This window comes from Bradyrhizobium sp. Ken01 (assembly GCF_055807355.1).
This window is the reverse complement of sequence record NZ_JBVVPC010000007.1, coordinates 144,573-171,233: the sequence shown is the minus strand read 5'-3', so window position 1 is coordinate 171,233 and position 26,661 is coordinate 144,573. Positions and strand designations below refer to the sequence as shown.

At 65.3% G+C, this 26,661-nt stretch carries 23 protein-coding genes; 9 read left to right on the top strand and 14 right to left on the bottom strand.

The window, feature by feature from the left end:
* Positions 1–67: 67 nt before the first annotated feature.
* The 3 genes from AC0L3S_RS10360 to AC0L3S_RS10350 form a co-directional block, all read right to left on the bottom strand.
* On the bottom strand, positions 68–667 hold the full coding sequence (locus tag AC0L3S_RS10360; RefSeq protein WP_473265908.1) for a hypothetical protein: 600 nt from the start codon (positions 665–667) through the stop codon (positions 68–70).
* Between the two features lie 112 nt (positions 668–779).
* Positions 780–1,766: an acrylyl-CoA reductase (NADPH) gene (gene acuI, locus AC0L3S_RS10355; RefSeq protein WP_473265907.1), complete on the bottom strand. Its 987-nt coding sequence runs from the start codon at positions 1,764–1,766 to the stop codon at positions 780–782.
* Positions 1,767–1,806: 40 nt separating this feature from the next.
* The gene (locus tag AC0L3S_RS10350) at positions 1,807–3,060 is read right to left on the bottom strand and encodes an MFS transporter (RefSeq protein WP_473278972.1); all 1,254 of its coding nucleotides are present in this window, start codon (positions 3,058–3,060) and stop codon (positions 1,807–1,809) included.
* Positions 3,061–3,389: 329 nt separating this feature from the next.
* On the opposite strand from AC0L3S_RS10350, the gene nadA reads away from it, so the two are divergent.
* The 3 genes from nadA to nadC all read left to right on the top strand — a co-directional run bounded on the left by nadA (position 3,390) and on the right by nadC (position 7,150).
* Positions 3,390–4,496 carry a quinolinate synthase NadA gene (nadA, locus tag AC0L3S_RS10345; protein ID WP_473278971.1) on the top strand — a complete coding sequence of 369 codons (1,107 nt, stop codon included), beginning with the start codon at positions 3,390–3,392 and terminating at the stop codon, positions 4,494–4,496.
* A 159-nt stretch (positions 4,497–4,655) separates the two neighbouring features.
* Positions 4,656–6,260, top strand: a complete 1,605-nt coding sequence (locus tag AC0L3S_RS10340; RefSeq protein WP_473278970.1) for an L-aspartate oxidase — start codon at positions 4,656–4,658, stop codon at positions 6,258–6,260.
* Between the two features lie 11 nt (positions 6,261–6,271).
* Complete coding sequence (nadC, locus tag AC0L3S_RS10335) at positions 6,272–7,150, top strand: carboxylating nicotinate-nucleotide diphosphorylase (protein WP_473278968.1); 879 nt, start codon at positions 6,272–6,274, stop codon at positions 7,148–7,150.
* 161 nt (positions 7,151–7,311) lie between these two features.
* Here nadC and AC0L3S_RS10330 read toward each other — a convergent pair whose 3' ends face one another.
* From AC0L3S_RS10330 to AC0L3S_RS10320, 3 genes are all read right to left on the bottom strand, one after another.
* Positions 7,312–8,766: a cell wall hydrolase gene (locus AC0L3S_RS10330; RefSeq protein WP_473278967.1), complete on the bottom strand. Its 1,455-nt coding sequence runs from the start codon at positions 8,764–8,766 to the stop codon at positions 7,312–7,314.
* 496 nt (positions 8,767–9,262) lie between these two features.
* Positions 9,263–12,244 (bottom strand): pyruvate, phosphate dikinase, encoded by a 2,982-nt coding sequence (gene ppdK, locus AC0L3S_RS10325; protein ID WP_473278966.1) that lies wholly within the window; start codon positions 12,242–12,244, stop codon positions 9,263–9,265.
* A gap of 96 nt (positions 12,245–12,340) precedes the next feature.
* Entirely contained in the window at positions 12,341–12,496 is a 156-nt protein-coding gene (locus AC0L3S_RS10320; RefSeq protein WP_007594951.1) for a DUF3096 domain-containing protein, read from the bottom strand.
* 221 nt (positions 12,497–12,717) lie between these two features.
* Between AC0L3S_RS10320 and AC0L3S_RS10315 the strand changes: the two genes are divergently transcribed.
* Positions 12,718–13,071 carry a DUF1236 domain-containing protein gene (locus tag AC0L3S_RS10315; RefSeq protein WP_473265900.1) on the top strand — a complete coding sequence of 118 codons (354 nt, stop codon included), beginning with the start codon at positions 12,718–12,720 and terminating at the stop codon, positions 13,069–13,071.
* Positions 13,072–13,256: 185 nt separating this feature from the next.
* Here AC0L3S_RS10315 and glyS read toward each other — a convergent pair whose 3' ends face one another.
* The 6 genes from glyS to AC0L3S_RS10285 form a co-directional block, all read right to left on the bottom strand.
* Complete coding sequence (gene glyS, locus AC0L3S_RS10310) at positions 13,257–15,356, bottom strand: glycine--tRNA ligase subunit beta (protein ID WP_473278965.1); 2,100 nt, start codon at positions 15,354–15,356, stop codon at positions 13,257–13,259.
* The gene (locus AC0L3S_RS10305; RefSeq protein ID WP_473265898.1) at positions 15,356–16,291 is read right to left on the bottom strand and encodes a glycine--tRNA ligase subunit alpha; all 936 of its coding nucleotides are present in this window, start codon (positions 16,289–16,291) and stop codon (positions 15,356–15,358) included. Before AC0L3S_RS10305 ends, glyS begins: the two co-directional genes overlap by 1 nt.
* 198 nt (positions 16,292–16,489) lie before the next feature.
* Positions 16,490–16,681 (bottom strand): hypothetical protein, encoded by a 192-nt coding sequence (locus AC0L3S_RS10300; protein ID WP_007594955.1) that lies wholly within the window; start codon positions 16,679–16,681, stop codon positions 16,490–16,492.
* Between the two features lie 116 nt (positions 16,682–16,797).
* Complete coding sequence (locus AC0L3S_RS10295; RefSeq protein ID WP_473265897.1) at positions 16,798–17,706, bottom strand: S49 family peptidase; 909 nt, start codon at positions 17,704–17,706, stop codon at positions 16,798–16,800.
* Positions 17,707–17,917: 211 nt separating this feature from the next.
* Positions 17,918–18,688 carry a tRNA1(Val) (adenine(37)-N6)-methyltransferase gene (locus AC0L3S_RS10290; protein ID WP_473278963.1) on the bottom strand — a complete coding sequence of 257 codons (771 nt, stop codon included), beginning with the start codon at positions 18,686–18,688 and terminating at the stop codon, positions 17,918–17,920.
* A complete protein-coding gene (locus tag AC0L3S_RS10285; protein ID WP_007607161.1) occupies positions 18,681–18,908 on the bottom strand; it encodes a putative signal transducing protein in 228 nt (75 codons plus the stop codon). Before AC0L3S_RS10285 ends, AC0L3S_RS10290 begins: the two co-directional genes overlap by 8 nt.
* Positions 18,909–19,040: 132 nt before the next feature.
* Between AC0L3S_RS10285 and AC0L3S_RS10280 the strand changes: the two genes are divergently transcribed.
* The 5 genes from AC0L3S_RS10280 to AC0L3S_RS10260 all read left to right on the top strand — a co-directional run bounded on the left by AC0L3S_RS10280 (position 19,041) and on the right by AC0L3S_RS10260 (position 23,696).
* Positions 19,041–20,048, top strand: a complete 1,008-nt coding sequence (locus AC0L3S_RS10280) for a polyprenyl synthetase family protein (protein WP_007594965.1) — start codon at positions 19,041–19,043, stop codon at positions 20,046–20,048.
* A gap of 314 nt (positions 20,049–20,362) precedes the next feature.
* Positions 20,363–20,878, top strand: coding sequence for a winged helix-turn-helix transcriptional regulator (locus tag AC0L3S_RS10275; protein WP_473278960.1), 516 nt, complete (start codon positions 20,363–20,365; stop codon positions 20,876–20,878).
* 1 nt (position 20,879) lies between these two features.
* Positions 20,880–22,136, top strand: a complete 1,257-nt coding sequence (fabF, locus tag AC0L3S_RS10270) for a beta-ketoacyl-ACP synthase II (RefSeq protein ID WP_473278958.1) — start codon at positions 20,880–20,882, stop codon at positions 22,134–22,136.
* A gap of 59 nt (positions 22,137–22,195) precedes the next feature.
* Positions 22,196–22,828, top strand: a complete 633-nt coding sequence (locus tag AC0L3S_RS10265) for a LysE family translocator (RefSeq protein WP_473278957.1) — start codon at positions 22,196–22,198, stop codon at positions 22,826–22,828.
* 7 nt (positions 22,829–22,835) lie between these two features.
* Complete coding sequence (locus AC0L3S_RS10260) at positions 22,836–23,696, top strand: alpha/beta fold hydrolase (protein WP_473278955.1); 861 nt, start codon at positions 22,836–22,838, stop codon at positions 23,694–23,696.
* On the opposite strand, the gene AC0L3S_RS10255 is transcribed toward AC0L3S_RS10260, so the two are convergent.
* Both AC0L3S_RS10255 and AC0L3S_RS10250 read right to left on the bottom strand, forming a co-directional pair.
* The gene (locus tag AC0L3S_RS10255; RefSeq protein WP_473278954.1) at positions 23,693–24,577 is read right to left on the bottom strand and encodes a 4-(cytidine 5'-diphospho)-2-C-methyl-D-erythritol kinase; all 885 of its coding nucleotides are present in this window, start codon (positions 24,575–24,577) and stop codon (positions 23,693–23,695) included. The genes AC0L3S_RS10260 and AC0L3S_RS10255 overlap by 4 nt on opposite strands.
* Before the next feature lie 28 nt (positions 24,578–24,605).
* Positions 24,606–26,408, bottom strand: coding sequence for a tetratricopeptide repeat protein (locus AC0L3S_RS10250; RefSeq protein WP_473278953.1), 1,803 nt, complete (start codon positions 26,406–26,408; stop codon positions 24,606–24,608).
* Positions 26,409–26,661: the final 253 nt, after the last annotated feature.

Genomic DNA, 26,661 nt, shown 5'->3' with positions numbered 1-26,661 from the left:
GCGCGGCGGCTTCGTGCTTGACGGCAGCTCTCAACGACAAAGTGCGCGGACTGTCCCGCGCACCAATTCACTGGGTGGAGCGACGAAGCTCCAGCGGAGCGTCGTCCTTGGCGGGCTCCGACTTGGCTTGCGGCTTCACCGGCTCGAGCCGGCTACTCTCGACGCGCGGGGTCTCGACACGCGCGGCGACTTCGGTGTTGGCCGCGCCGACCGAACCCGTGTGTTCCGAGGTGCGCAGCGAGCGCGGCCGCGCGACGGCACGCGCCATCAGCATCTGGTTGCCGCCCTGGTGATGGAAGTCGCAATAGGCGAAGCCCATCCCCGACACCGAGCCGCGGAAACTGCGATCGTCGGTCTTTTCAAGGTTGAAACAGGGCTCGAACGGAATGCCCTTGATCGAGGCGCAGACGTTCTGGCCGCGGATCTGAAGCGTGTTGCCGGGCAGGCGTAGATGTTTCACCGGACCTGCACCCGAGAACTGCACGGCGCCGGCGGCGCCGAGATCGTCCATGATACGGCCCGCGCCCCGGGTGCCGTCAAAGCAGGTGAAAGCAAACACCTTCCCGGCGACGAAGCGGCGCGCCTCATCGGCGTTCATGCTTCCAGCAATGGCCGGCGCAAACGTCGCTACCGCCGTGACCGCCCCCAACACAATACGCGCAAGCATGCTCAACTCCGAACCAACCCCGCAGCGGGCTATGCCTTATCTCTTTACCCGCTGCTTACCATACTAACCATGGCGACATTGAAGCAGCATGGTTGGTAAAGTCTGAACGCCATTAGACAATTTTTACCACGGTGCGACCGCGGACCTGGCCGGCCAGGATTTTCGCGCCCCACTCCGGAACGTCGGAAAGCGAAATTTCGTGAGTAATTTCAGCTAGTTTCGTCCGATCCAGATCGGAGGCCAGGCGCTGCCAGGCGACCTTCCGCGGCTCGATCGGGCACATCACGGAATCGATGCCGAGAAGGCACACCGCGCGCAAAATAAAGGGTGCGACGGAAGACGGCAGGTCCATGCCGCCGGCCAAGCCGCAGGCCGCGATCGCGCCGCCGTACTTCGTCATCGACAGCAGATTTGCGAGCGTGGTGGAGCCGACGCTGTCGACGCCACCCGCCCAGCGCTCCTTGGCGATGGGCTTGGCGGCCGCCGACAATTCATTGCGGTCGATCACCTCGGTGGCGCCGATCTCTTTCAGGTAGTCGGCTTCGGACGCACGGCCGGTGGACGCGATGACGTGATAGCCGAGCTTCGAGAGCACGGCGGTCGCAACCGAGCCGACGCCGCCCGCCGCGCCCGTCACCACGACCGGACCGCTGTTCGGCGACACTCCGTGCTTCTCCAGCGCCAGCACGGACAGCATCGCGGTGAAGCCGGCGGTGCCGATCGCCATGGCGTCGCGCGCCGACAGGCCCTGCGGAAGAGCGACCAGCCAGTCGCCTTTCACCCGCGCCTTCTCGGCATAGGCCCCGAGATGGGTCTCCCCCATGCCCCAGCCGGTGCAGACGACCTTGTCGCCCGCCGTCCATTGCGGATGGGAAGACTGCTCGACGGTGCCGGCGAAATCGATGCCGGCAATCATCGGGAAGCGGCGCACCACCGGCGCCTTGCCGGTGAGCGCAAGGCCGTCCTTGTAGTTCAACGTCGACCATTCCACGCGGACGGTGACGTCGCCCTCCATCAGCTCAGCTTCGTCGAACTGCGTGAACTGCGCGGTGGTGCCCTTGTCCGCCTTGTCGATCCGGATCGCCTTGAACGTCGCCACACCAAAACTCCCTGACTTGTTTCAGGGGATGTTTAGCCGATCAGGCAGGCTGCGCAACCGCCCGCTGGACCGGTTTCTCCACGATCGGAAGATTGATCAGCGCCGAGAGCACGCCGAACAGGATCGAGAGCCACCAGATCGGCGTGTAGGAACCGAACCGCTCGAACACAATGCCGCCGAGCCAGACGCCGAGGAAGCCGCCGACCTGATGGCTGACGAAGGCGAAGCCATAGAGGGTGGCGAACCAGCGCGTGCCGAACATGATCGCAACCAGCGCTGAGGTCGGCGGCACCGTCGACAGCCAGGTCAGGCCGGAGGCAGCGCCGAACGCAATCGCGGAGAACGGCGTGATCGGGAATGAGATGAAGGCAAGCGTCGCAAGCGCGCGGGTGAAATAGATGGTCGAGAGGATGTAGCGCTTGGGCAGACTGTTCTGGAGATAGCCGACGCTCAACGATCCCATGATGTTGAACAGGCCGATCGCGGCGATCACCCAGCCACCGATTTGCGTGGAGATGCCGCTATCGACCAGGAAGGCCGGCAGATGCACCGTGATGAAGGCAAGCTGGAAGCCGCAGGTGAAGAAGCCGAGGACAAGTAACACGTAGGAGCGATGGCCGAAGGCTTCCGCGAGCGCTTTGGTGAAGGTCTGCTGGTCCGCAGGCGCCGCGCTTGCCGTGCTTGCGACCGGCGGCGTCGAGAGCGCCAGCGACAGCGGGATGATCAGTAACATCAGGAAGCCGAACACGGTGAGCGCCTGTTGCCAGCCGAAATTGTCGATCAGGGCCACACCGATCGGCGCGAACAGGAACTGCCCGAACGATCCCGCCGCAGTGCCTGCGCCGAGCGCAAGGCCGCGCTTCTCGGCCGGCAAGAGCTTGGTAAATGCCGACAGGACCAGATTGAACGAGCAGCCGGCGAGACCGAAGCCGACCATGACGCCAGCGCCGATGTTGAGCGACAGCGGCGTCGAGGAATAGCGCATCAGGAGCAAGCCCCCGGCATAGAGCAGAGCGCCGACGCACATCACCCGGAACAGGCCGAAGCGATCGGCGACGGCGCCGGCGACGGGCTGGCCCAGTCCCCACAGCAAATTCTGAAACGCGATCGCGAGGCCGAACACGTCGCGGCCCCAGGCATATTCATGGCTCATCGGCTGCACGAAGAAGCCCAGCGCCGAGCGCGGGCCGAAGCCGAGCATCCCGATCGCGCAGCCGCAGAGAATGATGATCGACGGCGTGCGCCAGGAGGAGGAACGGGAAACCGAACCGAGCTCGCTCATCTGTGTCGACATGCTGTTCCTCGTGCGTGGTCGCGGATTCGCAAATGGCAGCCGCGAGCCAGCTCGTTTAATGCATCTGCATGAAAACCCCAAGTCAAAAGCGATTGCATTCCGCGAAGAGCTGACGCGGGAGCATTGCATTTCCTCGCGCGCTCAGCCGACGCGCCGAGGGGACCGACCTGACGGAAATGTGTGCGGCGAGATCTGGCGGCCTGCCGCGCTGCATGTTAGCTTCTATTTGCTCATAACGAGCATATTGAAGGTCCCCGGCCTGTCGGCCGGATTTCTCAGGCTCTGTATATGCTCAGAATGAGTATAAATGACATGCACGGGAGGCTTGGATGCCGCTAACTGGAATTTACGGCCCCGACGACTTTGCCAACCGGCCGCAGGGCCACGTCTTCGCCCCGGCACGGGGCGAGCAGGCGCGAACCGGACCTCCGCTGCCGATGCCTTCGCTGGAATGGACGCCGGAGGTCGAGCGAGCCACCGCACCGCTTTACGAGCGCGTGAAACACGTCATCCCGCCGATCGAATGGCCGCTGATGGCCCCGACGATCAAGGCGATCAACGAGCTGAAGCAGGCGCGGAACGCGGTGATCCTCGCGCACAATTACCAGGCGCCGGAGATCTTCCACTGCGTCGCCGACATCGGCGGTGATTCGCTCCAGCTCGCGGTCGAAGCCACCAGGGTGAGGGCCGGCATCATCGTCCAGTGCGGCGTTCACTTCATGGCGGAGACGTCGAAACTGCTCAATCCGGACAAGACGGTGCTGATCCCTGATACGCGCGCCGGCTGCTCGCTCGCCGCCAGCATCACCGGCGCCGACGTTCGCCTGCTCCGCGACAGATTTCCCGGCGTGCCTGTCGTAGCCTATGTCAACACCTCCGCGGAGGTGAAGGCCGAGGTCGATATCTGCTGCACCTCGTCGAACGCTGTCCAAGTGGTCGAGAGCCTCGGCGCACCCAGCGTGATCTTCCTGCCCGACCGCTATCTCGCCACTTACGTGGCCTCGAAGACCTACGTGAAGATCATTGCCTGGAAGGGCGCCTGCGAGGTGCACGAGCGCTTCACTGGTGCCGAGCTGCGCAGCTATCGCGAGGCCGACCCCTCCGTACAGATCATCGCTCATCCCGAATGCCCGCCGGACGTGCTGGCCGAGGCCGACTTCACCGGCTCGACCGCGCACATGATCAACTGGGTGCGCGAGCGGCGGCCGCGTCGGCTGGTGATGATCACGGAATGCTCGATGGCCGACAATGTGCGCGCCGAGCTGCCCGATGTGGAGATGCTGCGCCCCTGCAACATCTGCCCGCACATGAAACGCATCACGCTTGCCAACATTCTGGAGAGCCTGCTGACGCTTCGCGAGGAAGTGACGATCGATGCCGCACTTGCGGAACGTGCAAGGCGCTCGGTCGAGCGGATGATCAATCTGAAGAACTAGCGACACACACAGCGGTCGTCCCGGCGAAGGCCGGGACCCATAACCGCGCGAAGATGTCGGCGCGAAGAACGACGTCGAGCAGCTCAATCAAACAACTCCTGCTGCGGAGTATGGGTCCCGGCCTTCGCCGGGACGACGGTGGAGAGCTTGGAGAAAGCTATGACAACAAACAACATCAACACCCTCCCCCGCACCGACGATGTCGTCATCGTCGGCGGCGGCCTCGCCGGACTCTTTTGCGCATTGAAGCTCGCGCCGCGGCCCGTGACATTGATCTCGGCCGCGCCGCTCGGACAGGGCGCATCGTCCGCATGGGCGCAAGGCGGCATCGCCGCGGCAATGGCCGAAGGCGATACGCCGGAAGCGCACGCCGCGGACACGGTTGCCGTTGGCGGCGGCATCGTCGACGAAGCTGTTGCACTCGGGATCGCGCGCGAGGCCGCGCCGCGGATTCACGATCTGCTCGCCTATGGCGTGCCGTTCGACCGCGATCTCGAAGGCAGGCTCGCAGTCGGGCGCGAGGCCGCACATTCAGCGCGGCGTATCGTGCATGTGCGTGGCGATGGCGCGGGCGCCGCCATCATTGCGGCGCTGAGCGACGCCGTGCGGCGCACACCGTCAATTCGACTGATCGAAGGTTTCGTCGCCGAAGCACTGCTGACCGACGACGGCGCCGTCACCGGCCTTCAATTGCGCGAAGCCGGAAATTTCGCCGCACGGCCGGTCCTGCTCGCCGCGCGCACCGTGGTGCTCGCCACGGGCGGCATCGGCCATCTCTATGCCGTCACCACCAATCCGCGCGAGGCGAGCGGATCCGGCCTCGCGATCGCCGCACGCGCAGGCGCGGTCATCGCGGATCCCGAGTTCGTGCAGTTTCACCCGACCTCAATCATGGTCGGCCGTGATCCCGTGCCGCTCGCCACGGAAGCGCTACGCGGCGAACGCGCGACGCTGATCAACTGCCATGGCGAGCGCTTCATGGCCGCGCGCCATCCGCTCGCCGAGCTCGCACCGCGCGACATCGTGGCTCGCGGCGTGTTCGCGGAGATCGCGGCCGGGCGCGGCGCCTTCCTCGATGCGCAGCAGGCGCTGGGCGGACGTTTTGCCGACAAATTCCCGACCGTTCATGCAAGCTGCATCGCCGCCGGCATCGACCCCGCCACGCAGGCCATCCCGATCGCCCCGGCGGCGCACTATCACATGGGCGGCATCGCGGTGGACGATCGCGGCCGCAGCTCGATCGACGGGCTCTGGGCCGGCGGCGAAGTGTCGTCCACCGGCGCGCACGGCGCGAACCGGCTGGCGTCGAATTCGCTGCTGGAGGCCGTGGTTTACGCCGCGCGCATCGCCGACGACATCGCCGGCCGCGCGATTCCCTCGCCCGCCCGCCTTGCCGACGTGGTGACGCCACGGGGCGGCGCGCCGGATGCTGCGGCCGTGAAGCGGCTGCGGATGCTGATGAGCACTTATGTCGGCGTGATCCGCGATGGTGACGGGCTTGCGGACGCAGTTCGCAGCTTCGCCGCGCTCGAACGCGAGGCCACGAGCATCGCGGTCAGCAACATGGCCACGGCAGCCCTGCTCGTGGCGGCGTCGGCCTGGAACCGGTGCGAGAGCCGCGGGGCGCATTTCCGCACCGACCATGCCGCGGACGTTCCCGCACTCGCACAACGCACCATGACCATGCTCACGGCGGCACGCGAGATCGCGGACAGCCTGAGCGAACGCCCGACACCGCGCACCGCGCAACCCCTGATCGCCTGATGGAGTCTGCCATGATCACCCCGACCTCCCTCCTCTATCCCGACGCCTTCCTCTCCCCCCTCGCGATCGACGAGGCCGTGCTGCGCGCGCTCGATGAGGATCTCGGCCGCGCCGGCGACATCACCTCGCTTGCGACGATACCCGAGACAACGAAGGCGCAAGCTATCCTGGTCGCACGGCAATCCGGCGTGATCGCCGGCTTGCCGCTGGCGGTCGCCACCTTGCAAAAGCTTTCGCCCGGGATCGAGATACGCGCACATGTTCGTGACGCCGCGCGCGTCGCCCGCGGACAGCAGGTGCTGACGATCTCCGGGCCGGCACGCGCCATCCTCACGGCGGAGCGGACCGCGCTGAATTTCGTCGGCCGCCTGTCGGGCGTTGCGACGCTCACGGCGGACTATGTTGCGCGCACCGAGGGCACCCGGATGCGGATCTGCTGCACGCGAAAGACCACGCCCGGGCTGCGCGCGTTGGAGAAATACGCGGTACGCTGCGGCGGCGGCTTCAATCACCGTTTCGGGCTCGACGACGCGATCCTGATCAAGGACAACCACATCGCGGCCGCCGGCGGCATCCGCCCCGTGCTGGCGCGCGCCCGCGCCCATGCCGGCCACCTCGTCAAGATCGAGATCGAGGTCGACACGTTTTCGCAGTTGCGCGAGGTACTGGACACCGGCCTTGCCGACGCCGTGCTGCTCGACAATATGGACATTGCGACGCTGCGCGAAGCCGTTGGGATCAACGAGGGACGCCTCGAGCTGGAGGCATCCGGCGGCGTCACCCTGGACTCGATCGCAGCCATCGCGGCGACCGGCGTCGACTACGCCTCAGCCGGAGCGCTGACGCATTCGGCGCCGAATTTCGACTGCGCGCTGGATATCGAGGCGTGAGGTGGGCTTCTCCCTCGCCCCGCTTGCGGGGAGAGGGTTGGGGTGAGGGGGAGCCTCCACAGGGAAGGTGAGAGTTGGACTCGTGGAGAGTCCCCCTCACCCAGATTGCATCTTCGATGCAATCTGACCTCTCCCCGCAAGCGGGGCGAGGCGAAGAACGCCTACCTTCGCTCGGTCGCGCCCATCTCGGCGGAGCTCTTGGCTTCCTGGGTGAGCTCGGCGGAGAGCGCGGCGGTCTGCGCGGGGGTGCCCCAGCTCGGCTCCTCGCTGCCGTCGCCCCATGCACGCGGGCGATAGAAGGTGTGGACGCCGGTCTTGTACATCTTCTTCATCTCGGCGACCCAGGACGGGCGCACCCAATAGGCGTGGTAGTGCGTGGACTTGCCAACCTCGGGTAGCCAGATCTGGCCGTCGAGCATGGCCTTCGAGATCTTTTTCGCGCGCTCCCACATCTCGGGCTCGCGGATCACGTCGGCATTGTTGTCGCAGGCAAAGGTGAACTGGCAGGCGAGATGGCGGTGCTTGTTCTGGTAGACGGCGCCGCACACGGTGTCCGGATATTTGCCGGAGAACACGCGGTTCATTACCACCTGCGCAACAGCCATCTGGCCGCGCACGGCCTCGCCGCGCGACTCGAAATAGACGGCCTCCGCGAGGCATTTTTCAGACTTCGCGCGCGACTTGTCGTCGAGTGCGAGCCGCTCCGCCGGCGATCTGGCGCGCTGGTTGTCGACGTTGACCTCACCCTTCGGCGCGACGCTCTCGCCGCTTTCGATATCCTTCGCAATATCCTCCGAGGGCGGCGACAACGAGGCCGTCACCTTCATGTCGGGATCGGGCATCACGATCAGCGGCTCCGCACCGGGTTGCCAGCTCTCGATGCTCTCGACATTGCCACCGAGCGACGAGCTGCCGAAGAACAGGTTCGAGGTCTTGACGCGGAATGGATCGCGCGGCGGTGCAGCCGGAATGGTGGCCTGCTTCAGCGCTTCGAGCGGCTGGAGCGCGAGCGAGCGCGCAACATCACTGGCTTGTGGCGCATTGGTGTATTGCGGCAGCGGCGGCGAGCGCAGCGCTTCGGCGAGTTCGGGATCGAGCGCGGCCGCGGACTCCGGCGACATCGCCTGTGGCAGCGCGACGGTCTTGGCGCCGAACACCGAGCTGTTCGACGTCGCGGGATCTTCCTGCGTCGGCGCTGCCGTCGGCGCGCCCGCTTCGGGAGCCTGCGTCGGTGTGACCGTTGCGAGGCGATCACCCTTCATGGAGCGATCGACCTTGGGAAAATCGGCGGCCTGGTAGCGCGGCGGCGCCTGAAGCGCCGGATTGCGGCTGATCGCGCCGGTGACGTCGCGGCCGTCGAGGCTCGCGAGGCGAACCATCGCGCTCTGCGGCGCCGAAGTGCCGATCGGTCGGGAAAAACTGTAGGTGGCGAGCTGTATGGAGGACGCGGCAGAGAACACCTGCTTCTGCCAACGCTCCGCGACGCCGGGTTGGCGCGCCAGCAGCGAGGCAATGTCCTGATAGCCGGTCTCTCTCGGCATCAATGCGAAGATGCAGAGACCGATGCCGAAGGACGCGAACCGCGCGCCCTTCGGATGGGTACGCAACAAAAACATCGATACGCTCACGCTACGCTTACGCTAGAAAATCGAGCCGCAGTACATCCGTGCAATTCGATCTTTATCGTGAGTATCTAATTTAGGTTGCCGAGGCGTTAATCGGCGTTGCGCATGCGGCACACGCAAGCAATCGCAGGTGTTTTCACGGGGTGATGATGCGCGGTGGTAAATGCGCCCTCACGCGACGGGGTAAACAATCGGTCAACGCGAATGGTGAAGGAACTCTTGCGCGCACGTGTCATTGCGGGACGCGCGATGGGTTCCCGGTGTTGCAACATCATCCGCTGTCATGCCCCGACTTGATCGGGGCATCCAGTACGCCGCGGCTTCTACGTTCTGGCACTCACGTCTCGGCGTACTGGATCGCCCGGTCAAGCCGGGTGATGACAGCGAGTGTGTGGTGATCGCAATGACGGCGTGGAAGCAGTCGAGCCTCAAAAAGAAAGAGGCGGGGCTTAGCCCCGCCTCTCCGCATTCAGCATTTCAAATCGGCTTATGCCTGGCTCGCGATCGCCTTGCCGAGCGCGGCTTGCGCGGCGGCGAGGCGGGCGATCGGGACGCGGTAGGGTGAGCAGGAGACGTAGTCGAGGCCGATCGCGTGGCAGAAGGCGACGGAGGCGGGATCGCCACCGTGCTCGCCGCAGATGCCGACTTTGAGCGAGGCGCGCGTCTTACGACCGCGTGCGACGCCGATCTTGACGAGCTCGCCGACGCCTTCCTGGTCGAGCGCGACGAAGGGATCGATCGGCAGGATGCCCTTGGAGACGTAAGTCCCGAGGAAGCTCGCGGCATCGTCACGGCTGATGCCGTAGGTCGTCTGCGTGAGGTCGTTGGTACCGAACGAGAAGAACTCGGCGCTCTCCGCGATCTCGGCCGCGAGCAGGCAGGCGCGCGGCAACTCGATCATGGTGCCGACCTGATAGGTCAGCTTGGTGTTGGTGTCGCGCATCACCGCCTTCGCGGTGGCATCGATACGCGCCTTGACGAGGTCGAGCTCCATCTTGGTGGCGATCAGCGGCACCATCACCTCGAGGCCGACGGCCTTGCCGGTGCGCTTCTCGGCCTCGACCGCCGCTTCGAAGATCGCACGCGCCTGCATCTCGGCGATCTCGGGATAGGCGATCGCGATACGGCAGCCGCGGAAGCCGAGCATCGGATTGAACTCCGACAGCTCGCGCGCGCGGTCGGCCAGGCGCCGCGGGTCGGTGTTCATGGCGCGCGCCACTTCCTCGACCTCGGCATGGGTGTGCGGCAGGAACTCGTGCAGCGGCGGATCAAGCAAGCGGATCGTGACGGGCAGGCCCTTCATGATCTCGAACAGCTCGACGAAGTCGGCGCGCTGCATCGGCAGCAGCTTTGCCAGCGCAGCGCGTCGCGACTGCTCGTCCTCGGAGAGGATCATCTCGCGCACCGTGCGGATGCGCGTCTCCTCGAAGAACATGTGCTCGGTACGGCAAAGGCCGATGCCTTCCGCGCCGAACTTGATCGCGGTGTGCGCATCCTCCGGCGTGTCCGCGTTGACGCGCACGCCGATCTTGCGGACCTGGTCGGCCCATTTCATCAGCGTGCCGAACTCGCCGGACAGCTCGGGCTCGATCATCGGCATGCGGCCCGCGAGCACCTGGCCGAGCGAGCCGTCGATGGTGATGACGTCGCCGGTCTTGAAGGTGCGCGAGCCGATGCTCATGGTGCCGCGGCCGTAATCGACGCGGATGGTGCCGCAGCCGGAGACGCAGGGCTTGCCCATGCCGCGCGCGACCACCGCGGCATGCGAGGTCATGCCACCGCGGGTGGTCAAGATGCCTTCGGCAGCGTGCATGCCGTGGATGTCTTCGGGGCTGGTCTCGATCCGGACCAGAATCACCTTGCGTCCGTCGGCCTGAAGCTTGGCCGCCTCGTCCGAGGAGAACACGATCTCGCCGGAGGCCGCCCCAGGCGAGGCCGGCAGGCCGGTCGCGATCACGTCGCGCTTGGCGTTGGGGTCGATGGTCGGATGCAGCAACTGGTCGAGCGAGGCGGGGTCGATCCGCGTCACCGCTTCCTTCTTGGTGATCAGGCCTTCATTGGCGAGCTCGACCGCGATGCGCAGCGCCGCCTTGGCAGTGCGCTTGCCGCCGCGGGTCTGAAGCATCCACAGCTTGCCCTGCTCGACCGTGAACTCCATGTCCTGCATGTCGCGGTAGTGCTTCTCGAGCAGCGTGTAGATCCGCGTCAGCTCCTTGTAGGCCTCCGGCATCGCCGCTTCCATCGACGCCTTGTCGGAGCCGGATTCCTTGCGCGCGTCTTCGGTGATGTCCTGCGGCGTACGGATGCCCGCCACCACGTCCTCGCCTTGCGCGTTGATCAGGAACTCGCCGTAGAGCTTGCTCTCGCCGGTCGAGGGATTGCGGGTGAAGGCGACGCCGGTCGCCGAGGTCTCGCCCATGTTGCCGAACACCATGGCCTGCACGTTGACCGCGGTGCCCCAGGATTCCGGGATGTCGTGCAGCCTGCGGTAGGTCACCGCGCGTGCGTTCATCCAGGATGAAAACACCGCGCCAATCGCGCCCCAGAGCTGGTCGTGCGGATCCTGCGGAAAATCCTTGCCGGTTTCGCGCGCGACCGCGTCCTTGTACTTGCCCACCAGATCGACCCAGTCGTCGGCGGTGAGATCCGTGTCGAGCGTATAGCCCTGGCTGTCCTTGAAGGTGTCGAGGATTTCCTCGAAGTGATGGTGCTCGAAGCCGAGCACCACGTCCGAATACATGGTGATGAAGCGGCGATAGCTGTCATAGGCGAAGCGGCGATCGCCCGACAGTTCCGACAGCGCTTCCACGGTCTCGTCGTTGAGGCCGAGATTGAGCACCGTGTCCATCATGCCCGGCATCGAGGCGCGGCCGCCGGAACGCACGGAGACGAGCAGCGGGTTCCTGGAATCGCCGAAGATCTTGCCGGTCAACTTGCCGACATGGTCGAGCGCCTTCTCAACCTGCGACTGCAATTCCTTCGGGTAGGATTTGTCGTGCGCGTAGAAGTAGGTGCAGACCGAGGTCGGAATGGTGAAGCCCGGAGGCACCGGCAGGCCGAGATTGGCCATCTCGGCGAGGTTGGCGCCCTTGCCGCCGAGCAGGTCGCGCATCTCCGCTTTGCCCTCGGCCTTGCCGTCGCCGAACGTGAACACCCACTTGCCGGCCTTGGCCGCAACAGGCGCAGCCTTGCTTGAAGCAGGCTTGCTTGAAGCAGCCTTGCTCGGTACCGGCTTCGCGGCGACCTTCGGCGCAACCGGCTTCGTCGGTGCCTTTGCAACAGCCTTGGAAATCGACTTGGCGGCAGGCTTCACAGCCGGCTTGGCCAGCGGCTTCGCAGCGGCCTTGGCCACGGGCTTCGGGGCGCGCTTGGCAAGTGCCTTGCGGGCCGCCGGCGCGGCTTTCGCCTTGGCGGAGGACTTTGATTTCGCTGGCATTTTCGCTGAAGTTTTCGAGGCGGCTTTGGCCATAGCTTGCACACAACCTGCGAGAGGAATGGGTAATTGCGGGCCTTACACCACTTTGGGCAGGTCCGCGCAAGTCGAAGAGTTCCGTAGAATGAAGGCCTAGAGATGGAGCCACTTCAACAATCCGAGCCCGATCGCACCATTTATGATGAGAAAAATCGCGACGATCAGGTTCAGCAAGCGCGGCATGATCAGGATGAGCACACCCGCAAGCAGAGACAGGATCGGCGAGATGTGGGCGACGGTGATGTGCATGAATTTTCTTTCCGTGGAGTGGGGGCGAATCGCGGCGGATCATAGCGGACTGGGTTCCGCGGGTAGAGACGCGCTGGGCGCGCGCGAGTTCCCGGCTCCGCGAAAACAGCCCGAAAATGCCGCGAATGCGGCGGGCGTTTTCCGGAACATCGCCAAGACGCATGCATTGGCAACCGGTCGCGCCATTGGCGCTTCCCGAAACCTTCTCGAAGGAGTTGCCCATGCGGAACAGGATTCTTGCTCTTGCAGCGCTCGCGGCCGCGATCGGCTCGCCCCTTGCGGCGCAGGCGCAAAGCAGCGTCACCGTGGGACGCGCGCCCGTCGTCGTCGAGAGCGGCCCGACCATCGCGGTCGAGCAGCGGCCGGCTTTCCGCGACTATGTCGTCGAACAACGTGTACCGGCTTTCCGCATCCCGGATCGCGTGGTGGTCGGTGCCACCTTACCTGAAAGTGGCGTCACCTATTATGACGTGCCGCAACGTTTCGGCGCCACCACCTATCGCTATACCGTCGTGAACGGCGAGACCGTGCTGGTCGAGCCGCGCTCGCGGCGCATCGTCGAGGTGATGGACTAGCGTTCTCCGGAATCGACTAGGTGTCCGGCGCGTCACATCAATCAGGCTGACGCGAGCAGTATAGTCGGACATCAGGCCCCGCCCGGTCCTCCCCCCGCCGGGCGGGGCTTTTTTGTGCTTTCGTCATTCCGGGGCGCGCGAAGCGCGAGCCCGGAATGACAGTGTTGGCGGCCGCGGGACCGCGCTCAATCCTGGATCTTCGAGAAATCCGCCACCGCACGCGTGGCGCTGCGGATTTCGTTGAGCAGCTTCAGGCGGTTCTCGCGCACCTGCGTATCCTCGTCGTTGACGCGGACTTTCTCGAAAAATGCATCGACCGGCGGGCGCAGCTTTGCCATCGCGCTCATGGCAGCAGCGAAATCTTCTCTGGCGACGGCGGCGCTTGCTTCCGCGGTTACCTCGCCGATCGCCTTCGCCAGCGCCTTCTCCTCGGCAAGCCTGTAGAGCGCGGCATCGGGCGCGCCGTCGAAGCTGCGCTTGTCCTTCTTCTCCTCGATGCCGAGGATATTGCTGGCGCGCTTGATACCGGCGAGCAGGTTCTTGCCGTCGTCGGTCTCGAGAAACTTTCCGAGCGCCTCGACGCGGCGGACGATCATCAAGAGATCATCCTGGCCGCCGAGCGCAAACACGGCATCGACGAGATCGTGCCGCGCGCCCTGCTCCCGGAGTTGGACCTTGAGGCGGTCGGCGAAGAAGGCAAGCAGGTCGCTCGGGAGCTTCTGCGCATCGGCAGGCTTCAAGGACAAGCCGGTGAGTGCGGACGCCGCCATCTTCATGATCGACAGACGCAGTGCGTTCTCAGCGATCAGCCTGATCACACCCAGCGCCGCGCGACGCAGCGCATACGGGTCCTTGCTGCCGGTCGGCTTTTCGTCGATCGCCCAAAAGCCGACGAGCGTATCGAGCTTGTCCGCGAGCGCCACCGCGACGCTAACCGGATCGGTCGGCACGCGATCGGCAGGACCTTGGGGCTTGTAGTGCTCTTCGCAGGCGGCCGCGACGGACGCATCCTCACCCTGCGCCAGCGCGTAGTACTTGCCCATCAGGCCCTGCACCTCGGGAAACTCGCCGACGACTTCGGTCAGCAAATCCGCCTTCGCCAGATGCGCGGCCCGCGCGGCCTTTGCGACATCGGCGCCGACCAGCGGCGCGATCTCGGCGGCGAGACGTTCGATCCGCTTGATGCGCGCGGCCTGTGTGCCGAGCTTCTCGTGAAACACGATCTGCTCGAACTTCGGCAGCCGGTCTTCCAGCTTCGTCTTCAGGTCCGTCTCATAGAAGAACTTCGCATCCGACAGGCGCGGACGGATCACGCGCTCATTGCCGGCGACGATGGTCTTGCCGCCGTCGGGCGCCTCGATGTTCGCGGTGAGAACGAACTTGTTGGTCAGCTTGCCCGTCTTGGCATCCCTGACGACGAAGCACTTCTGGTTGTTGCGGATGGTGGCGCGGATCACCTCGTCGGGGATCGCGAGATATTCTGCTTCGAACGATCCCATCATGACGACGGGCCATTCGACGAGGCCCGAAACCTCGTCCAGCAGCGCCTGGTCCTCGACCAGTTCGAACCCTTGCGCGAAGGTCAGCTCCTTGGCGTCGGCGAAGATGATGTCCTTGCGCGCCTGCGGATCGAGGATGACTTTTGCCGCCTTCAGCTTCGCTTCGTAATCCTCGAAGCGTCGCACGGAAATCGCGCTAGGAGCCATGAAGCGGTGACCGTAAGTGGTTTGGCCGGTCTCGATGCCGTCCACCGCAAACTTCACGACGTCGGGCTCTTCGGTCTCGAGCCCGAAGGTCGCGGTGATCGCGTGCAGCGGGCGCACCCAGCTCAGCGAGCCCGGCTTGCCCGAGCGCGCACCCCAGCGCATCGATTTCGGCCAGGGGAAGGTGCGGATGATCACGGGGAGGATTTCCGCGAGCACGTCGATCGCGTCGCGGCCGGGCTTCTCAATCAGCGCGATGTAGAAGTCGCCCTTCGGGTCGCGCTGGATCTTGGCCTCATCCAGCGACGTCAAACCTGTCGCTTTCAGAAAACCCTGCACGGCCGCATCGGCCGCGCCGATCTTCGGTCCGCGGCGTTCGGTCTTCAGGTCAGGCTGGCGCGCCGGAATGCCGTGCACGGTCAGCGCGAGCCGGCGCGGCGTCGCGAACGCCTTTGCGCCCTCGTAGACGAGGCCTTCGGCAACGAGCTTGTCGGTGACCATGCGGCGCAGATCGTCGGCCGCCTTGGCCTGCATGCGTGCGGGAATTTCTTCGGAGAACAGTTCAAGCAACAAATCAGGCATCAGGCCGCTCCGCCCGCTTCAGTATGGATCCAGGCCTCGCCACATGCCTTTGCCAATTCGCGCACGCGAAGAATGTAGCTCTGCCGCTCCGTCACCGAGATCACGCCGCGCGCGTCGAGCAGGTTGAACACATGGCTCGCCTTGATGCACTGGTCATAGGCCGGCAGCGACATCAGATGCGCCTCGCGCTTGCCGTCCTTCCAGCCGGCTTCTAGGTACTTTCTGCACGCGCTTTCAGCCATCTTGAATTGCTCGAACAGCATCGCGGTGTCAGCGATCTCGAAATTGTGCTTCGAATATTCCCGCTCGGCCTGCAGGAAGACATCGCCATAGCTGACCTTGGCGTCACCGTCGCGGCCGTTGAAGTTGAGGTCGTAGACGCGATCGACGCCCTGCACATACATCGCGAGCCGCTCGAGCCCGTAGGTGAGCTCGCCCGCGACCGGCGCGCATTCGACACCCGCGACCTGCTGGAAATAGGTGAACTGGCTGACTTCCATGCCGTCGCACCAGCACTCCCAGCCGAGGCCCCAGGCGCCCAGCGTCGGGCTCTCCCAATCGTCCTCGACGAAGCGAATGTCGTGCATGGCAGAATCGATGCCGATCGCGGCGAGCGACTTCAGGTACAGCTCCTGAAGGTTCGGCGGCGACGGCTTCATGATCACCTGGAACTGGTAGTAGTGCTGCATCCGGTTCGGATTCTCGCCGTAGCGGCCGTCCTTGGGCCGCCGCGAGGGCTGCACATAGGCCGCATTCCAGGGCTTTGGCCCGAGCGCGCGCAGCGTGGTCGCCGGATGGAAGGTGCCCGCACCCATCTCCATGTCGTAGGGCTGCAGGATCACGCAGCCCTGCTCGGCCCAGAACCGCTGGAGCGCGAGGATAAAGCCCTGGAACGAGCGTTCCGGGCGCATATGGGCGGGCAAGGAGGCGTCCATCGTCAGATCGGGCTCTCGCGGGGGGTTGAATCGCGCGGGACCGTATCGACGGCAGGAGTGGGAATCAAGGCAAAGGGGGTGGAATGCAAGGCGGCGAACTCTTCGTCATGGCCGGGCTTGTCCCGGCCATCCACGCCTTCCCCGCAGTACGAAGAACGTGGATGCCCGGGACAAGCCCGGGCATGACGCCTGTGGCGGCTACCCCGGCCGGTAAGATCCACTCACGGGGTCACGCTTCAGGGTCTGAATATCCCCGGCATGGGCGGCCTCGGCGACGCGCGAGAGGCGCATCTCCTCCAGCTCCTGATTGATCCGGATAGCGGTCTTGTAGGCCCAGCGGACCACGGCAAGCCCGCCCAGGACGCCCGCGAAAGCGACGAACGGCGGCATCGGTCGATCCTTGTTCAATGCTCAGCCCCCACGCGCATTCTTGCCCAGACCCGGCTGCACCGCAATTGGCTCAGCCTCAAGTCTCCTTGGGACCAAATGGCGCGGGAGGGCGCCGCCTAGAACCCGAATTTCGCCCAGATCGCGCGCGTCTCGACCGCCGAGATCAGCTCGTCCGGCAGGCCGACCATTGATTCCACGGCCGAAAGCTGCCCCGCGCCGGGCGATTTCCGGCCCAAAAGGCTGGAGAGCAGACCGGTCGGCTGGGCAATCACGGGGGTGAGAACCTTCTCGCCATAGCGGGCACGAAGAGTTGAGCGGAGATCGCCGATGCTGTCGGCGAGCCCCAGCGCGACCGAACTCTCGCCGGCCCAGTATTCACCCGTGAACAGCGTGTCGTCGGAGCCCTTCAGCCGCGCGCCGCGGCTCTCCTTCACCAGCGCGATGAATATCTGGTGGATCTCGCGCTGGAGCGCCTTGAGCTTGGCGACGTCGTCGGGGTTTTCAGGGAGAAACGGGTCGAGCATCGCCTTGTGCGCGCCGGCGGTGTAGAGGCGCCGCTCGATGCCGAGCCGCTTGATCGCCTCCTGGAAACCAAAGCTGCCGCCGACCACGCCGATGGAGCCGAGGATCGAGGACGGATCGCAGATGATCTCGTCGCCGGCGCAGGCGATCATGTAGCCGCCGGAGGCCGCGACGTCCTCGACGAACACCAGCACCGGCAGCTTCTTCTCCGCCGCGAGCTGCTTGATGCGCAGGTAAATCTGGCGCGACTGCACCGGCGAGCCGCCGGGCGAGTTGATCACCAGCGCCACCGCCTTGGCGTTGCGCATCGAAAACGCCCGCTCCAGCACCCGCGAAACGGTCGCGAGCGTCATGCCCGGGCGCAGCGGCGTCACCGCGCCGATCACACCGGACAGCCGCACCACCGGCACCACGGCCGTGCCGGGACGGAAGCGCGCCGGCAGATATTGCATGAGCTTGTCGGCCAGGCCGGAACTCTCACGATCGTTCAATTGTTCGGCCATGCCGTTACCTCTGATTAACCATTTCTTATCACGCGACTGTCATTGGAAGGGCCCGGAACGTGTTTTGCAGAAACTCCGTTGAGAGGCTGCAATGGGCCAGCGGAGAACACCATGAAAATCTATCTGCTGATGCTGCTGATCGGTGCGCTGTTCATGGCGATCCGCCTGACGACTCCCCAAGAGCAGCAATCGGAATCGCTTCCGCAATAGCTCAGCACGGTTCCACCAGGGGTAGAACCGCCCTTCCCTCCAGAATATCCATCACCTCTTTTTTAGGCACGCGTGATTCCTCGTTGAGGATGAGGCCCGGCAACAATCGTGTCGGAGCCCTCCCGCCCTTGATCGCGCGCACCAGCACGCGGATCGCTGGCCGCCCGGCTTCACCGTGAACCGGCAGGATCGCGAGACTGCCGAAGCCGCGAGACAGCGCCGCCAAAACCTCCGCGATCCCATCTGCGCGCCAAATCAATGTCAGCGCACCATTTGATCGGAGGATGCGCCGGGCCGCATGCACCCAGGCATTCAGCGTCTCATTCGTCGCCACATGCGCGATCTGGCGCGCCTCGTCGGGCGAACCGCGATGGCGAGCGGGATCGTTGAAGGGCGGGTTCATCAGCACCACGTCGACGCTGTCGGGCGCGAGCCCGCTGGCCGCGAAGGCCTGCGCGTCCGCGGTAACGTCGAGCACAATCGTCTCGGCGGCAATCGCATTCGCTGCCGCATTGGCGCGCGCAAGCTCCGCCAGCTCGGGATCGATCTCGACCAGGCCAAGCCTGATCCCGGCCACGCGCCGCGCCAACGCAAGCCCGGCCGTGCCGATGCCGGCGCCGAGATCGACGACGCGGTCGCCCGCCCTCGCCTCCGTCGCCGCCGCGAGCAGAATGGCGTCGTGCCCGGCGCGATGGCCGGACCGCTTCTGCTTCAGCCGCAATCGCCCGCCGAGAAAGGCGTCCTCGGTGAGGTCTGCCAGCGCTTCACTCATCGCCGCGCAGTTCGTGGCTGAGGCCGGCCTCGGTCAGAAGCTGCCGGGCCTCGATGGCGTCGTCCTCGTGGACCAGGATCCGCCGCGGCAAAATGCCGAGCGAGCCCTCGATGATGCTCATGTTCTGGTCCAGCACCAGATGATGGATGTTGGCACCGTCGAGCAGCGCGCCGATCGCCGACACCAGCACCATATCGTTGGTCCGAACCAGTTCTCGCAAAACACAGGCCTCCTGCCTGACGGGGATGAAGCGGCAAATGTCAATGGTTCCACGGCCCTTGCCGCATCCCCGTCCAGTTTCTATTGTCTTTCCATCAGAATAGCCCTTCCGGGGCAAATATTGGAGACCGGCGTGGCCGTCATCGTACCATTCGAAACTCCCGGCGCGTCGATCGAAGAGCTGGTTGCCCTTGTCGCCGGTGACATGGAGCGCGTCAACGCCACGATCCTGTCGCGGACAGGTTCGGACGTGACCATGATCCCGGAGGTCGCCAACCATTTGATCTCCTCAGGGGGCAAGCGCCTGCGGCCGATGCTGACGCTGGCCATGGCCAACCTCGCCGGCTACACCGGCGACGGTCATATCAAGCTCGCCGCCAGCGTCGAGTTCATGCATACCGCCACCCTGCTCCATGACGACGTCGTCGACGAGAGCGAGATGCGCCGCGGCAAGCTGTCGGCGCGCATGCTCTGGGGCAATGAGGCGAGCGTGCTGGTCGGCGATTTCCTGCTCGGGCAAGCCTTCCGCATGATGGTCGAGGTCGGCTCGCTCCGCGCGCTCGACATTCTCTCCGCCGCCGCCGCCACCATCGCCGAGGGCGAGGTGATGCAGCTTGCCGCCGCCAAGAACACCGCGACCACCGAGGACGAATATCTCGCCGTGATCCGGGGCAAGACCGCCGAACTGTTCGCGGCCGCCTGCGAGGTCGGGCCCGTGATCGCCAACCGCCCCAAGGCGGAGCAGACCGCCTGCCGCTCGGTCGGCATGAATCTCGGCATCGCTTTCCAGCTCGTCGACGACGTCCTCGACTATGGCGGCAAGAGCGCCAAGCTCGGCAAGAACACCGGCGACGATTTCCGCGAGGGCAAGATCACGCTGCCCGTCGTGCTCGCCTTCCGCCGCGGCAACGACACCGAGCGCGCCTTCTGGATCCGCGCGCTCGAGCGCGGCGAGATCGGCGACACCGACCTCGACCACGCCATCGGGTTGATGAACAAGCATCGTGCGCTCGAAGACACGCGGAGCCGCGCCCAGCATTACGGCGCCATGGCGGTGGACGCGCTGGCGCTGTTCCCGTCCTCGCCGATGAAGAGCGCGCTGGAGCAGGTCGTGGCGTTCTGTCTGGCCCGGTCGCATTAGCTTCTCGCATCCCTAGCGCTTGCTGGTCGCCACACCCTCAGTGTCGTCCCGGCGAAGGCCGGGACCCATTACCCCGGTCAGCGTTGTCTTAGCGGCTCTGGCCACCATCGTGCACCACAACAACAGTCGTGGGTATGGGTCTCAGCCTTCGCCGGGACGACATCGCTGAGGTAGGCGCCACCACTGCATCAACACCGTCACTGCGAGCGCAGCGACAGCTCCAGCTTCGCAGCTGCCTTGGCTCCCTCCACCCGAATCGGCCATTGCTCGCCCAGTGACTTGCATTTTGCAAGTAACTTACCTAGCTTCTCGCCATGCAGCCCAAATCTCCTTCCATCCAGGAATGTCCGGTCGGCCGCGCCGTGGAGACGGTCGGGGAATGGTGGAGCATCTTGATCCTGCGGGATGCCTTCCAGGGCGCAACGAAGTTCGACGAATTCGAACAGAACCTCGGGATTGCGCCGAATATCCTATCGCGGCGCCTTGCTCACCTCACCAAGACGGGCATGTTCGTCCGCCGCCGCTACAATGAACGGCCGCCGCGCTACGAATATGTGCTGACGGACAAGGCCCGGGACTTCTTCCCCGTGGTCGCGACCCTGCTCGCCTGGGGCAACAAGCATCTCGCGCCGAAGGGCGAAGCGATCCTGCTCGCGAACCGGCACGATCGTCGTCCGTTCGATCCGGTCGTGGTCGATGCCGCCGACATGCAGCCGATCACGCTCACCAATGCGGTCATCATCGCCGGTCCCCGCGCCAGCCGTCTCATGCGTAAACGGCTGACCTCGCTCAAAGCCATGAACCCGGCCGTCGCGCCGGCTGGAGACTGACATGCGTCGTATCGTCGTGACGGGAATGGGCGCGGTATCGCCGCTTGGCTGCGGTGTCGAACTGTCCTGGCGCCGGCTGCTGGCCGGCCAAAGCGGGCTGCGCCCGCTGCCGGAGTGGTCGCAGGCGCTGCCCGCACGCATTGCCGGCCTCGTGCCCGACAAGGCCGAGGACGCGGACGGCGGCTTCGATCCCGCACAGGCTGCCGCGCCGAAAGACCAGCGCAAGATGGACCGCTTCATCCTGTGCGCGCTGCTCGCCACCGCAGAAGCTGTGGCACAGGCCGGCTGGACGCCGCAGGACGCGGCAGCACAGGAACGAACCGCAACGATCATCGCCTCCGGCGTCGGCGGCTTTCCGGCGATGGCGGAAGCGGTGCGCATCACCGAACAACGCGGCCCGCGCCGGCTGTCGCCGTTCACGATCCCCTCCTTCCTCGCCAATCTCGCGGCCGGCCACGTCTCGATCAAATACGGCTACAAGGGAGCGCTGGGCACACCGGTCACGGCGTGCGCCGCCGGCGTTCAGGCGATCGGCGATGCCGCGCGCATGATCCGCGCGGGCGAGGCTGATGTGGCGATCTGCGGCGGCGCGGAAGCCTGCATCGACATCGTCAGCCTCGGCGGCTTTGCCGCGGCCCGCGCACTGTCGAGCGGGTTCAACGACGCGCGCGCCTCGCGCCCGTTCGATCGCGACCGCGACGGTTTTGTCATGGGCGAAGGCGCCGGCATCCTGGTGATCGAGGAGCTGGAGCATGCGTTGGCGCGCGGCGCGACGCCGATCGCGGAGATCGTCGGATACGGCACGACCGCCGACGCCTATCACATGACATCGGGTCCGCCTGACGGCGACGGCGCCCGGCGCGCAATGGAGATCGCGCTCCGGCAGGCCAAGCTTGCGCCCGCGGATTTGCAGCATCTGAACGCGCATGCGACGTCGACGCCGGCTGGCGACGAGAGCGAACTCGGCGCGATTGCCGCGCTGTTCGGCCGCGACCGCGGCATCGCGGTGAGCGCGACCAAATCGGCCACCGGCCATCTGCTCGGCGCCGCGGGTGGGCTGGAAGCGGTCTTCACCGTGCTCGCCCTGCGCGATCAGATCGCGCCGCCGACGCTCAATCTCGAAAATCCTGATCCCGCCGCAGACGGCATCGACATCGTCGCCGGTGTGGCGCGCCCGATGCCGATGCAGCACGCGATCTCGAACGGGTTCGGCTTCGGCGGGGTGAATGCCAGCGTGATCTTCCGCCGGATGGGCTAAACGACGGGCCTTACAAACGACGGCCTTGCAATCGCGGCAAGCATCGCTACCAAAGCAGGATGATCAACACGAATTTCTGGCTGTTCCTGGCCGCCGCTTGTCTCATCGCCGCCGTTCCCGGCCCCGGCATTTTCTACGTCGCGGCAAGGACCTTGTCGGAAGGGCGCGCCAGCGGTTTTGCATCGACCGCGGGCACTGCGCTCGGCGGGCTGGTTCATGTGGTCGCGGGCAGCCTCGGCATCTCCGCGATCATTCTTGCCAGCGCCGAACTGTTTGCCGCCGTGAAATTCGTCGGCGCACTCTATCTGGTCTGGCTCGGCATCAGGACTTTTCGCAACGCTGGCCGGGCGCTGTCACTCGACAGCGAGCCCGTCGGCGACAAGCGCGCCTTTCGCGACGGCGTGCTGGTCGAGGCGCTGAACCCGAAGACCGCCGCATTTTTCCTCGCCTTCATTCCGCAGTTCCTTGACCCGGCGGGATCGAACCCGACGCTGCAGTTCATCATGTTGGGCGCGATCTCGGTGACGCTGAACACGCTGGCCGATATCGTGGTGGTGCTGATGGCCTCCGCGACACGCACGCAGTTGATCGGAAGGCCTGATCTGATGCGACGTCTCACCCAGGGCTCCGGCGTCTTCATCGCAGGGCTCGGCCTGTCGCTCGCACTGGCGCGGCGGCCCGTGAATGGATAGCTCCACCATGCCCGCCCCGCAAAGCCGCACTTACGAGTCTCACGGCTTGCGACTGCACTATGCCGACTGGGGCAACGACGGCGCGCCGGTCGCCATCCTGGTCCATGGCGGGCGCGATCATTGCCGGAGCTGGGACGTCATCGCCCGGTCGCTACAGCCGCATTTTCACGTGCTCGCACCCGACCTGCGCGGTCACGGCGATTCCGACTGGACCAAAGGCGGCAGCTACGCGCTGACGGAGTATGTGTATGATCTGACCCAGCTCATCCGTGCCATCGCGGCGCCTCAAGTGACTCTCATTGGCCATTCCATGGGCGGCATGGTCAGCCTGATCTTTACAGGGGCATTCCCAGAGCAGGTCTCGAAGCTGGTCGTGCTCGACGGCGTGACGATGTTGCCGGATACACCAAAACCGCCGGTGCATGAACGGATCGGCAAATGGGTCGGTCAGCTCGACAAGCTGCACGACCGCGCACCGCGCCGCTATTCGACGCTCGAAGACGCGGCGGCGCAGATGGTGCTTCACAACAAGCGGCTGTCCCACGACCTTGCGCTGCATCTCGCCACCCACGGCGCGCGGCAGAACGAGGACGGCACCTATAGCTGGAAGTTCGATCCCTACCAGCGCGCCTCTGCGCCGCACCGGCTCTGGCCGGACGATCACATCGCGCTGTGGTCGCGCATCACCTGTCCGACACTGCTCTTGAATGCCGGCGAAAGCTTTCTGGTTGGCGCGAGGGCCGCGGGCCTGGAGCGCTACTTTCCGCAGGCGCGCGTCGAGACCATCGCCGGGGCTGGACACTGGCTGCAACATGACAAACCGCAGGAGGTGTTGAGTGAGATCCGGGAGTTTCTCGGGCTGGCCTAGCTCAGCGTCCCCGCGTGCACCCACCAGCCGGAATGATCCCTGCGGATCTTCTCGGCGGCGGCATGCGCCTCGGCAAATGCACCATAGATCGCAAAACACGTCGCACCCGAGCCGGACATGCGGGCGAGCTTGACGCCGGCGGAGCCACGCAAGGCTTCCAGCACGTCGCCGATGACAGGCTCGATGCGCATCGCGGGGGCTTCGAGATCGTTGGCGACGGCCTCAAGCGTGTCGATCCAATCGGCAATGGAGGCGCCCTCGCCCGGCCAGGCCGGGGCGTCGAGGACGGAGGTGGCGCCGACCAGGAGTTCGCCGTTGCGCAGACCCAGTGCCTGAAACACATCCTTGGTCGCGACCGGCACGCGCGGATTGACCATCACGCAGGGCATGCTCGGCAGCATCAAGGGCAGCAGCTGCTCGCCGACACCTGTCATGTCGCAGGCGCGCGAGAACAGGCACACCGGCACGTCGGCGCCGGTCGCAAGCGCAACGTTCTGCAGCCGCGGGTCTTCGAGCGAAAGATCGTTGAGACGCGCCAGCAATCGCAGCGCCGCCGCGGCGTCGGCCGAACCGCCGCCGATGCCGGCCGCGACCGGGAGCACCTTGTCGAGCGCGAATGCGCCCAGCTTCAGGTTCGGGACGGCTTCGGCCAGGAGTTTGGCCGCCTTGAACACGAGGTTGTCGGCCATATCGCCGCAGGCCGCCGCGAGCGGCCCCGTCGTGGTGAGCTTCAGCTCGCCGCCGGGCTCCAGCGTGAGCCGGTCGGCGCAGTCGGCAAACGCGACGACGCTTTCGAGATCATGATAGCCGTCGGTACGACGGCCGACCACGCGAAGGCTCAGATTGACCTTCGCGCGCCCTTCTTCAATCAACGCCGGCATTGACGACACGCCCCCAACCTCAACTCACTCAGCCGCCCTTGCCGTCGTCCTTCTTCTTCTCCTTCTCCGCCTGCGCAGCCGAGGAGTTCGAATTGTCGTCGGTCATGCCGTTTGCAATCTTGGCCTCGATCTTCGGAAGCTCATCCGCTTCGGGCTTGAGGTCGCGGGCGTGCGCCCACTGGAACTTGGCTTCCAGCGTGCGGCCGACCCGCCAATAGGCGTCGCCAAGGTGATCGTTGATGGTGGGATCCTCGGGCTTGAGATCAATGGCGCGCTCGAGGTTCTTCACCGCATCCTCGTAATTGCCGATGCGGTAATAGGCCCAGCCAAGGGAGTCGACGATGTAGCCGTCGTCCGGGCGCTGCTCGACCGCCCGCTTGATCATCTTCATGCCTTCGTCGAGATTGATGCCCTGGTCGATCCAGGAATAGCCGAGATAGTTGAGGACGTGCGGCTGGTCGGGCTGCAGCTCGAGTGCCTTCTTCATGTCGGCTTCGGCCTTGCCCCACTGCTTGGAGCGCTCCTCGCAGATGCCGCGATAATAATACCAGACGCTGTTGGCCTTGTCGTTGCCGGCCGGCAGCACGTCGACGCCTTGCGAATAGGTCGCGCCGCATTCGCCGAACTTCTTGCGGCCGCGCTCGATGTTGCCGAGCGCCATGATGGCTTCCAGATCCTTGGAATCCTCAGTGGTGACGCCCTTGAGGATCTTGATCGCCTCGTCGGTGCGGTCGGCGGAATCCAGATCGATGGCAAGCTGAATCTGGGCGTTGCGCTTGAGTGGCGAGGACGCCGGCACCCGCTCATAGACCTTTATCGCCATCTGCGGCCGCTTCACCGATTCATAGAGATCGGCGAGCGAGAGCAGCGCCAGGGGATGGGTGGGCTGGAGGTAGAGCGAGAGCTGCAGATAGACCAACGCCAGATCCTCGCCGCCGCGGCGGGTCAGTGTGGCGCCGATGCCGTAGAGTGCTTCTGCGGCGCCGGCTTGCGCGCTATCGACCAGCGGCGGCATCTTCTTGCCGGCCTTGGTGTCGCGCAACCCTTCCACGATTAGCGGATGGCGGGCGAGCTTCTTGTCGAAAGCCTGGTAGACCGTGGTCGCGGCCGCCGAGTCCTTGTTGCGCGACAGCCAGCGCGCATAGGCCTCGGTGACGCGCAGCATGGAATCGTCGAGCTTGTAGGCACGCTCGAACCGGGTGCCGGCGTCTTTCTCCTTGCCCGCGAGCTCGAGGATCATGCCGGCGTGGAGATCCTTGAACAGCGGATACCATTCCGGACCGGCCAGCTTGTCGATGGTGGCGACGCCGCCCTTGGCATCCCCCGCACCATAGGCGGCCCAGCCCGACAGCAGCGTGGCAACGAGATCGGTGATCGGACCACGGATCGACTGGTTGATGTTGGTCTGCGCGGCCGCATACTTCTTGAACTTGAGATCGTGCACGCCGACGACGAGGCGTGCAACGCGGTTAGTCTTGTCGATGGTCAGGATGCGCTCGGCGAGCTTGACCGCTTCGTCGATGTCACCGTCGGCGACCGAAGAGATGAAGGCGCGGTCGAGCAGCTCGTTGTTCTTGGGATCGGTGCGCAGGGCCGAGCGATAGAACGCGGCGGCGGAGGCCGCATCGCGCTCGACGCTGGCGTGGCGGGCGGCGAGATAGCTGCCGGAGGTGGTCAGCGCCTTCAGATCGTTTCGGGTCGGAAACTGCGCCGCCGTATCGGACGGATGATCCGGCGTCTGCGCCAGGACCGCGCCGGGGACCGTCGCCATCGCTGAGCCCATGAGGGCAATGGCGGCAACAGTCCAACGGTTGAAACGATTTGAAAGCATCAGGGCTCGCCTTGAGTTGGTAGTGCCTGGGTTTGCAGAAGGCCGTATCGCATGCGAACGCGGCCGGTGGCATGGGGACCCGGAACCGTCAGGCCGACAATGCCGCTTTTGGCGCTTCACCGCAAGGATTCGGGCCGGGCGATCCCCTCCGCACGGCCCAAATCGACCAAGTGGCCGGTCAAGAGCGCTCCAAGACGCCGCCAGTATGGCCGTATCGTGGCCACGACCCGCGAAGGCGGCCGGGTTCTCACGC

What these genes read in the sequence shown, in the direction of transcription:
- AC0L3S_RS10255 (WP_473278954.1), bottom strand. Translation starts at nt 24,577, where the DNA reads ATGCCGGCGTTGATTGAAGAAGGGCGCGCGAAGGTCAATCTGAGCCTT.
- AC0L3S_RS10360 (WP_473265908.1), bottom strand. Translation starts at nt 667, where the DNA reads ATGCTTGCGCGTATTGTGTTGGGGGCGGTCACGGCGGTAGCGACGTTT.
- ppdK (WP_473278966.1), bottom strand. Translation starts at nt 12,244, where the DNA reads ATGGCCAAAGCCGCCTCGAAAACTTCAGCGAAAATGCCAGCGAAATCA.
- AC0L3S_RS10305 (WP_473265898.1), bottom strand. Translation starts at nt 16,291, where the DNA reads ATGGACGCCTCCTTGCCCGCCCATATGCGCCCGGAACGCTCGTTCCAG.
- AC0L3S_RS10315 (WP_473265900.1), top strand. Translation starts at nt 12,718, where the DNA reads ATGCGGAACAGGATTCTTGCTCTTGCAGCGCTCGCGGCCGCGATCGGC.
- AC0L3S_RS10350 (WP_473278972.1), bottom strand. Translation starts at nt 3,060, where the DNA reads ATGTCGACACAGATGAGCGAGCTCGGTTCGGTTTCCCGTTCCTCCTCC.
- AC0L3S_RS10340 (WP_473278970.1), top strand. Translation starts at nt 4,656, where the DNA reads ATGACAACAAACAACATCAACACCCTCCCCCGCACCGACGATGTCGTC.
- AC0L3S_RS10330 (WP_473278967.1), bottom strand. Translation starts at nt 8,766, where the DNA reads ATGTTTTTGTTGCGTACCCATCCGAAGGGCGCGCGGTTCGCGTCCTTC.
- AC0L3S_RS10265 (WP_473278957.1), top strand. Translation starts at nt 22,196, where the DNA reads ATGATCAACACGAATTTCTGGCTGTTCCTGGCCGCCGCTTGTCTCATC.
- AC0L3S_RS10320 (WP_007594951.1), bottom strand. Translation starts at nt 12,496, where the DNA reads ATGCACATCACCGTCGCCCACATCTCGCCGATCCTGTCTCTGCTTGCG.
- glyS (WP_473278965.1), bottom strand. Translation starts at nt 15,356, where the DNA reads ATGCCTGATTTGTTGCTTGAACTGTTCTCCGAAGAAATTCCCGCACGC.
- fabF (WP_473278958.1), top strand. Translation starts at nt 20,880, where the DNA reads ATGCGTCGTATCGTCGTGACGGGAATGGGCGCGGTATCGCCGCTTGGC.
- AC0L3S_RS10250 (WP_473278953.1), bottom strand. Translation starts at nt 26,408, where the DNA reads ATGCTTTCAAATCGTTTCAACCGTTGGACTGTTGCCGCCATTGCCCTC.
- nadA (WP_473278971.1), top strand. Translation starts at nt 3,390, where the DNA reads ATGCCGCTAACTGGAATTTACGGCCCCGACGACTTTGCCAACCGGCCG.
- AC0L3S_RS10295 (WP_473265897.1), bottom strand. Translation starts at nt 17,706, where the DNA reads ATGGCCGAACAATTGAACGATCGTGAGAGTTCCGGCCTGGCCGACAAG.
- AC0L3S_RS10300 (WP_007594955.1), bottom strand. Translation starts at nt 16,681, where the DNA reads ATGCCGCCGTTCGTCGCTTTCGCGGGCGTCCTGGGCGGGCTTGCCGTG.
- AC0L3S_RS10275 (WP_473278960.1), top strand. Translation starts at nt 20,363, where the DNA reads ATGCAGCCCAAATCTCCTTCCATCCAGGAATGTCCGGTCGGCCGCGCC.
- AC0L3S_RS10260 (WP_473278955.1), top strand. Translation starts at nt 22,836, where the DNA reads ATGCCCGCCCCGCAAAGCCGCACTTACGAGTCTCACGGCTTGCGACTG.
- AC0L3S_RS10290 (WP_473278963.1), bottom strand. Translation starts at nt 18,688, where the DNA reads ATGAGTGAAGCGCTGGCAGACCTCACCGAGGACGCCTTTCTCGGCGGG.
- nadC (WP_473278968.1), top strand. Translation starts at nt 6,272, where the DNA reads ATGATCACCCCGACCTCCCTCCTCTATCCCGACGCCTTCCTCTCCCCC.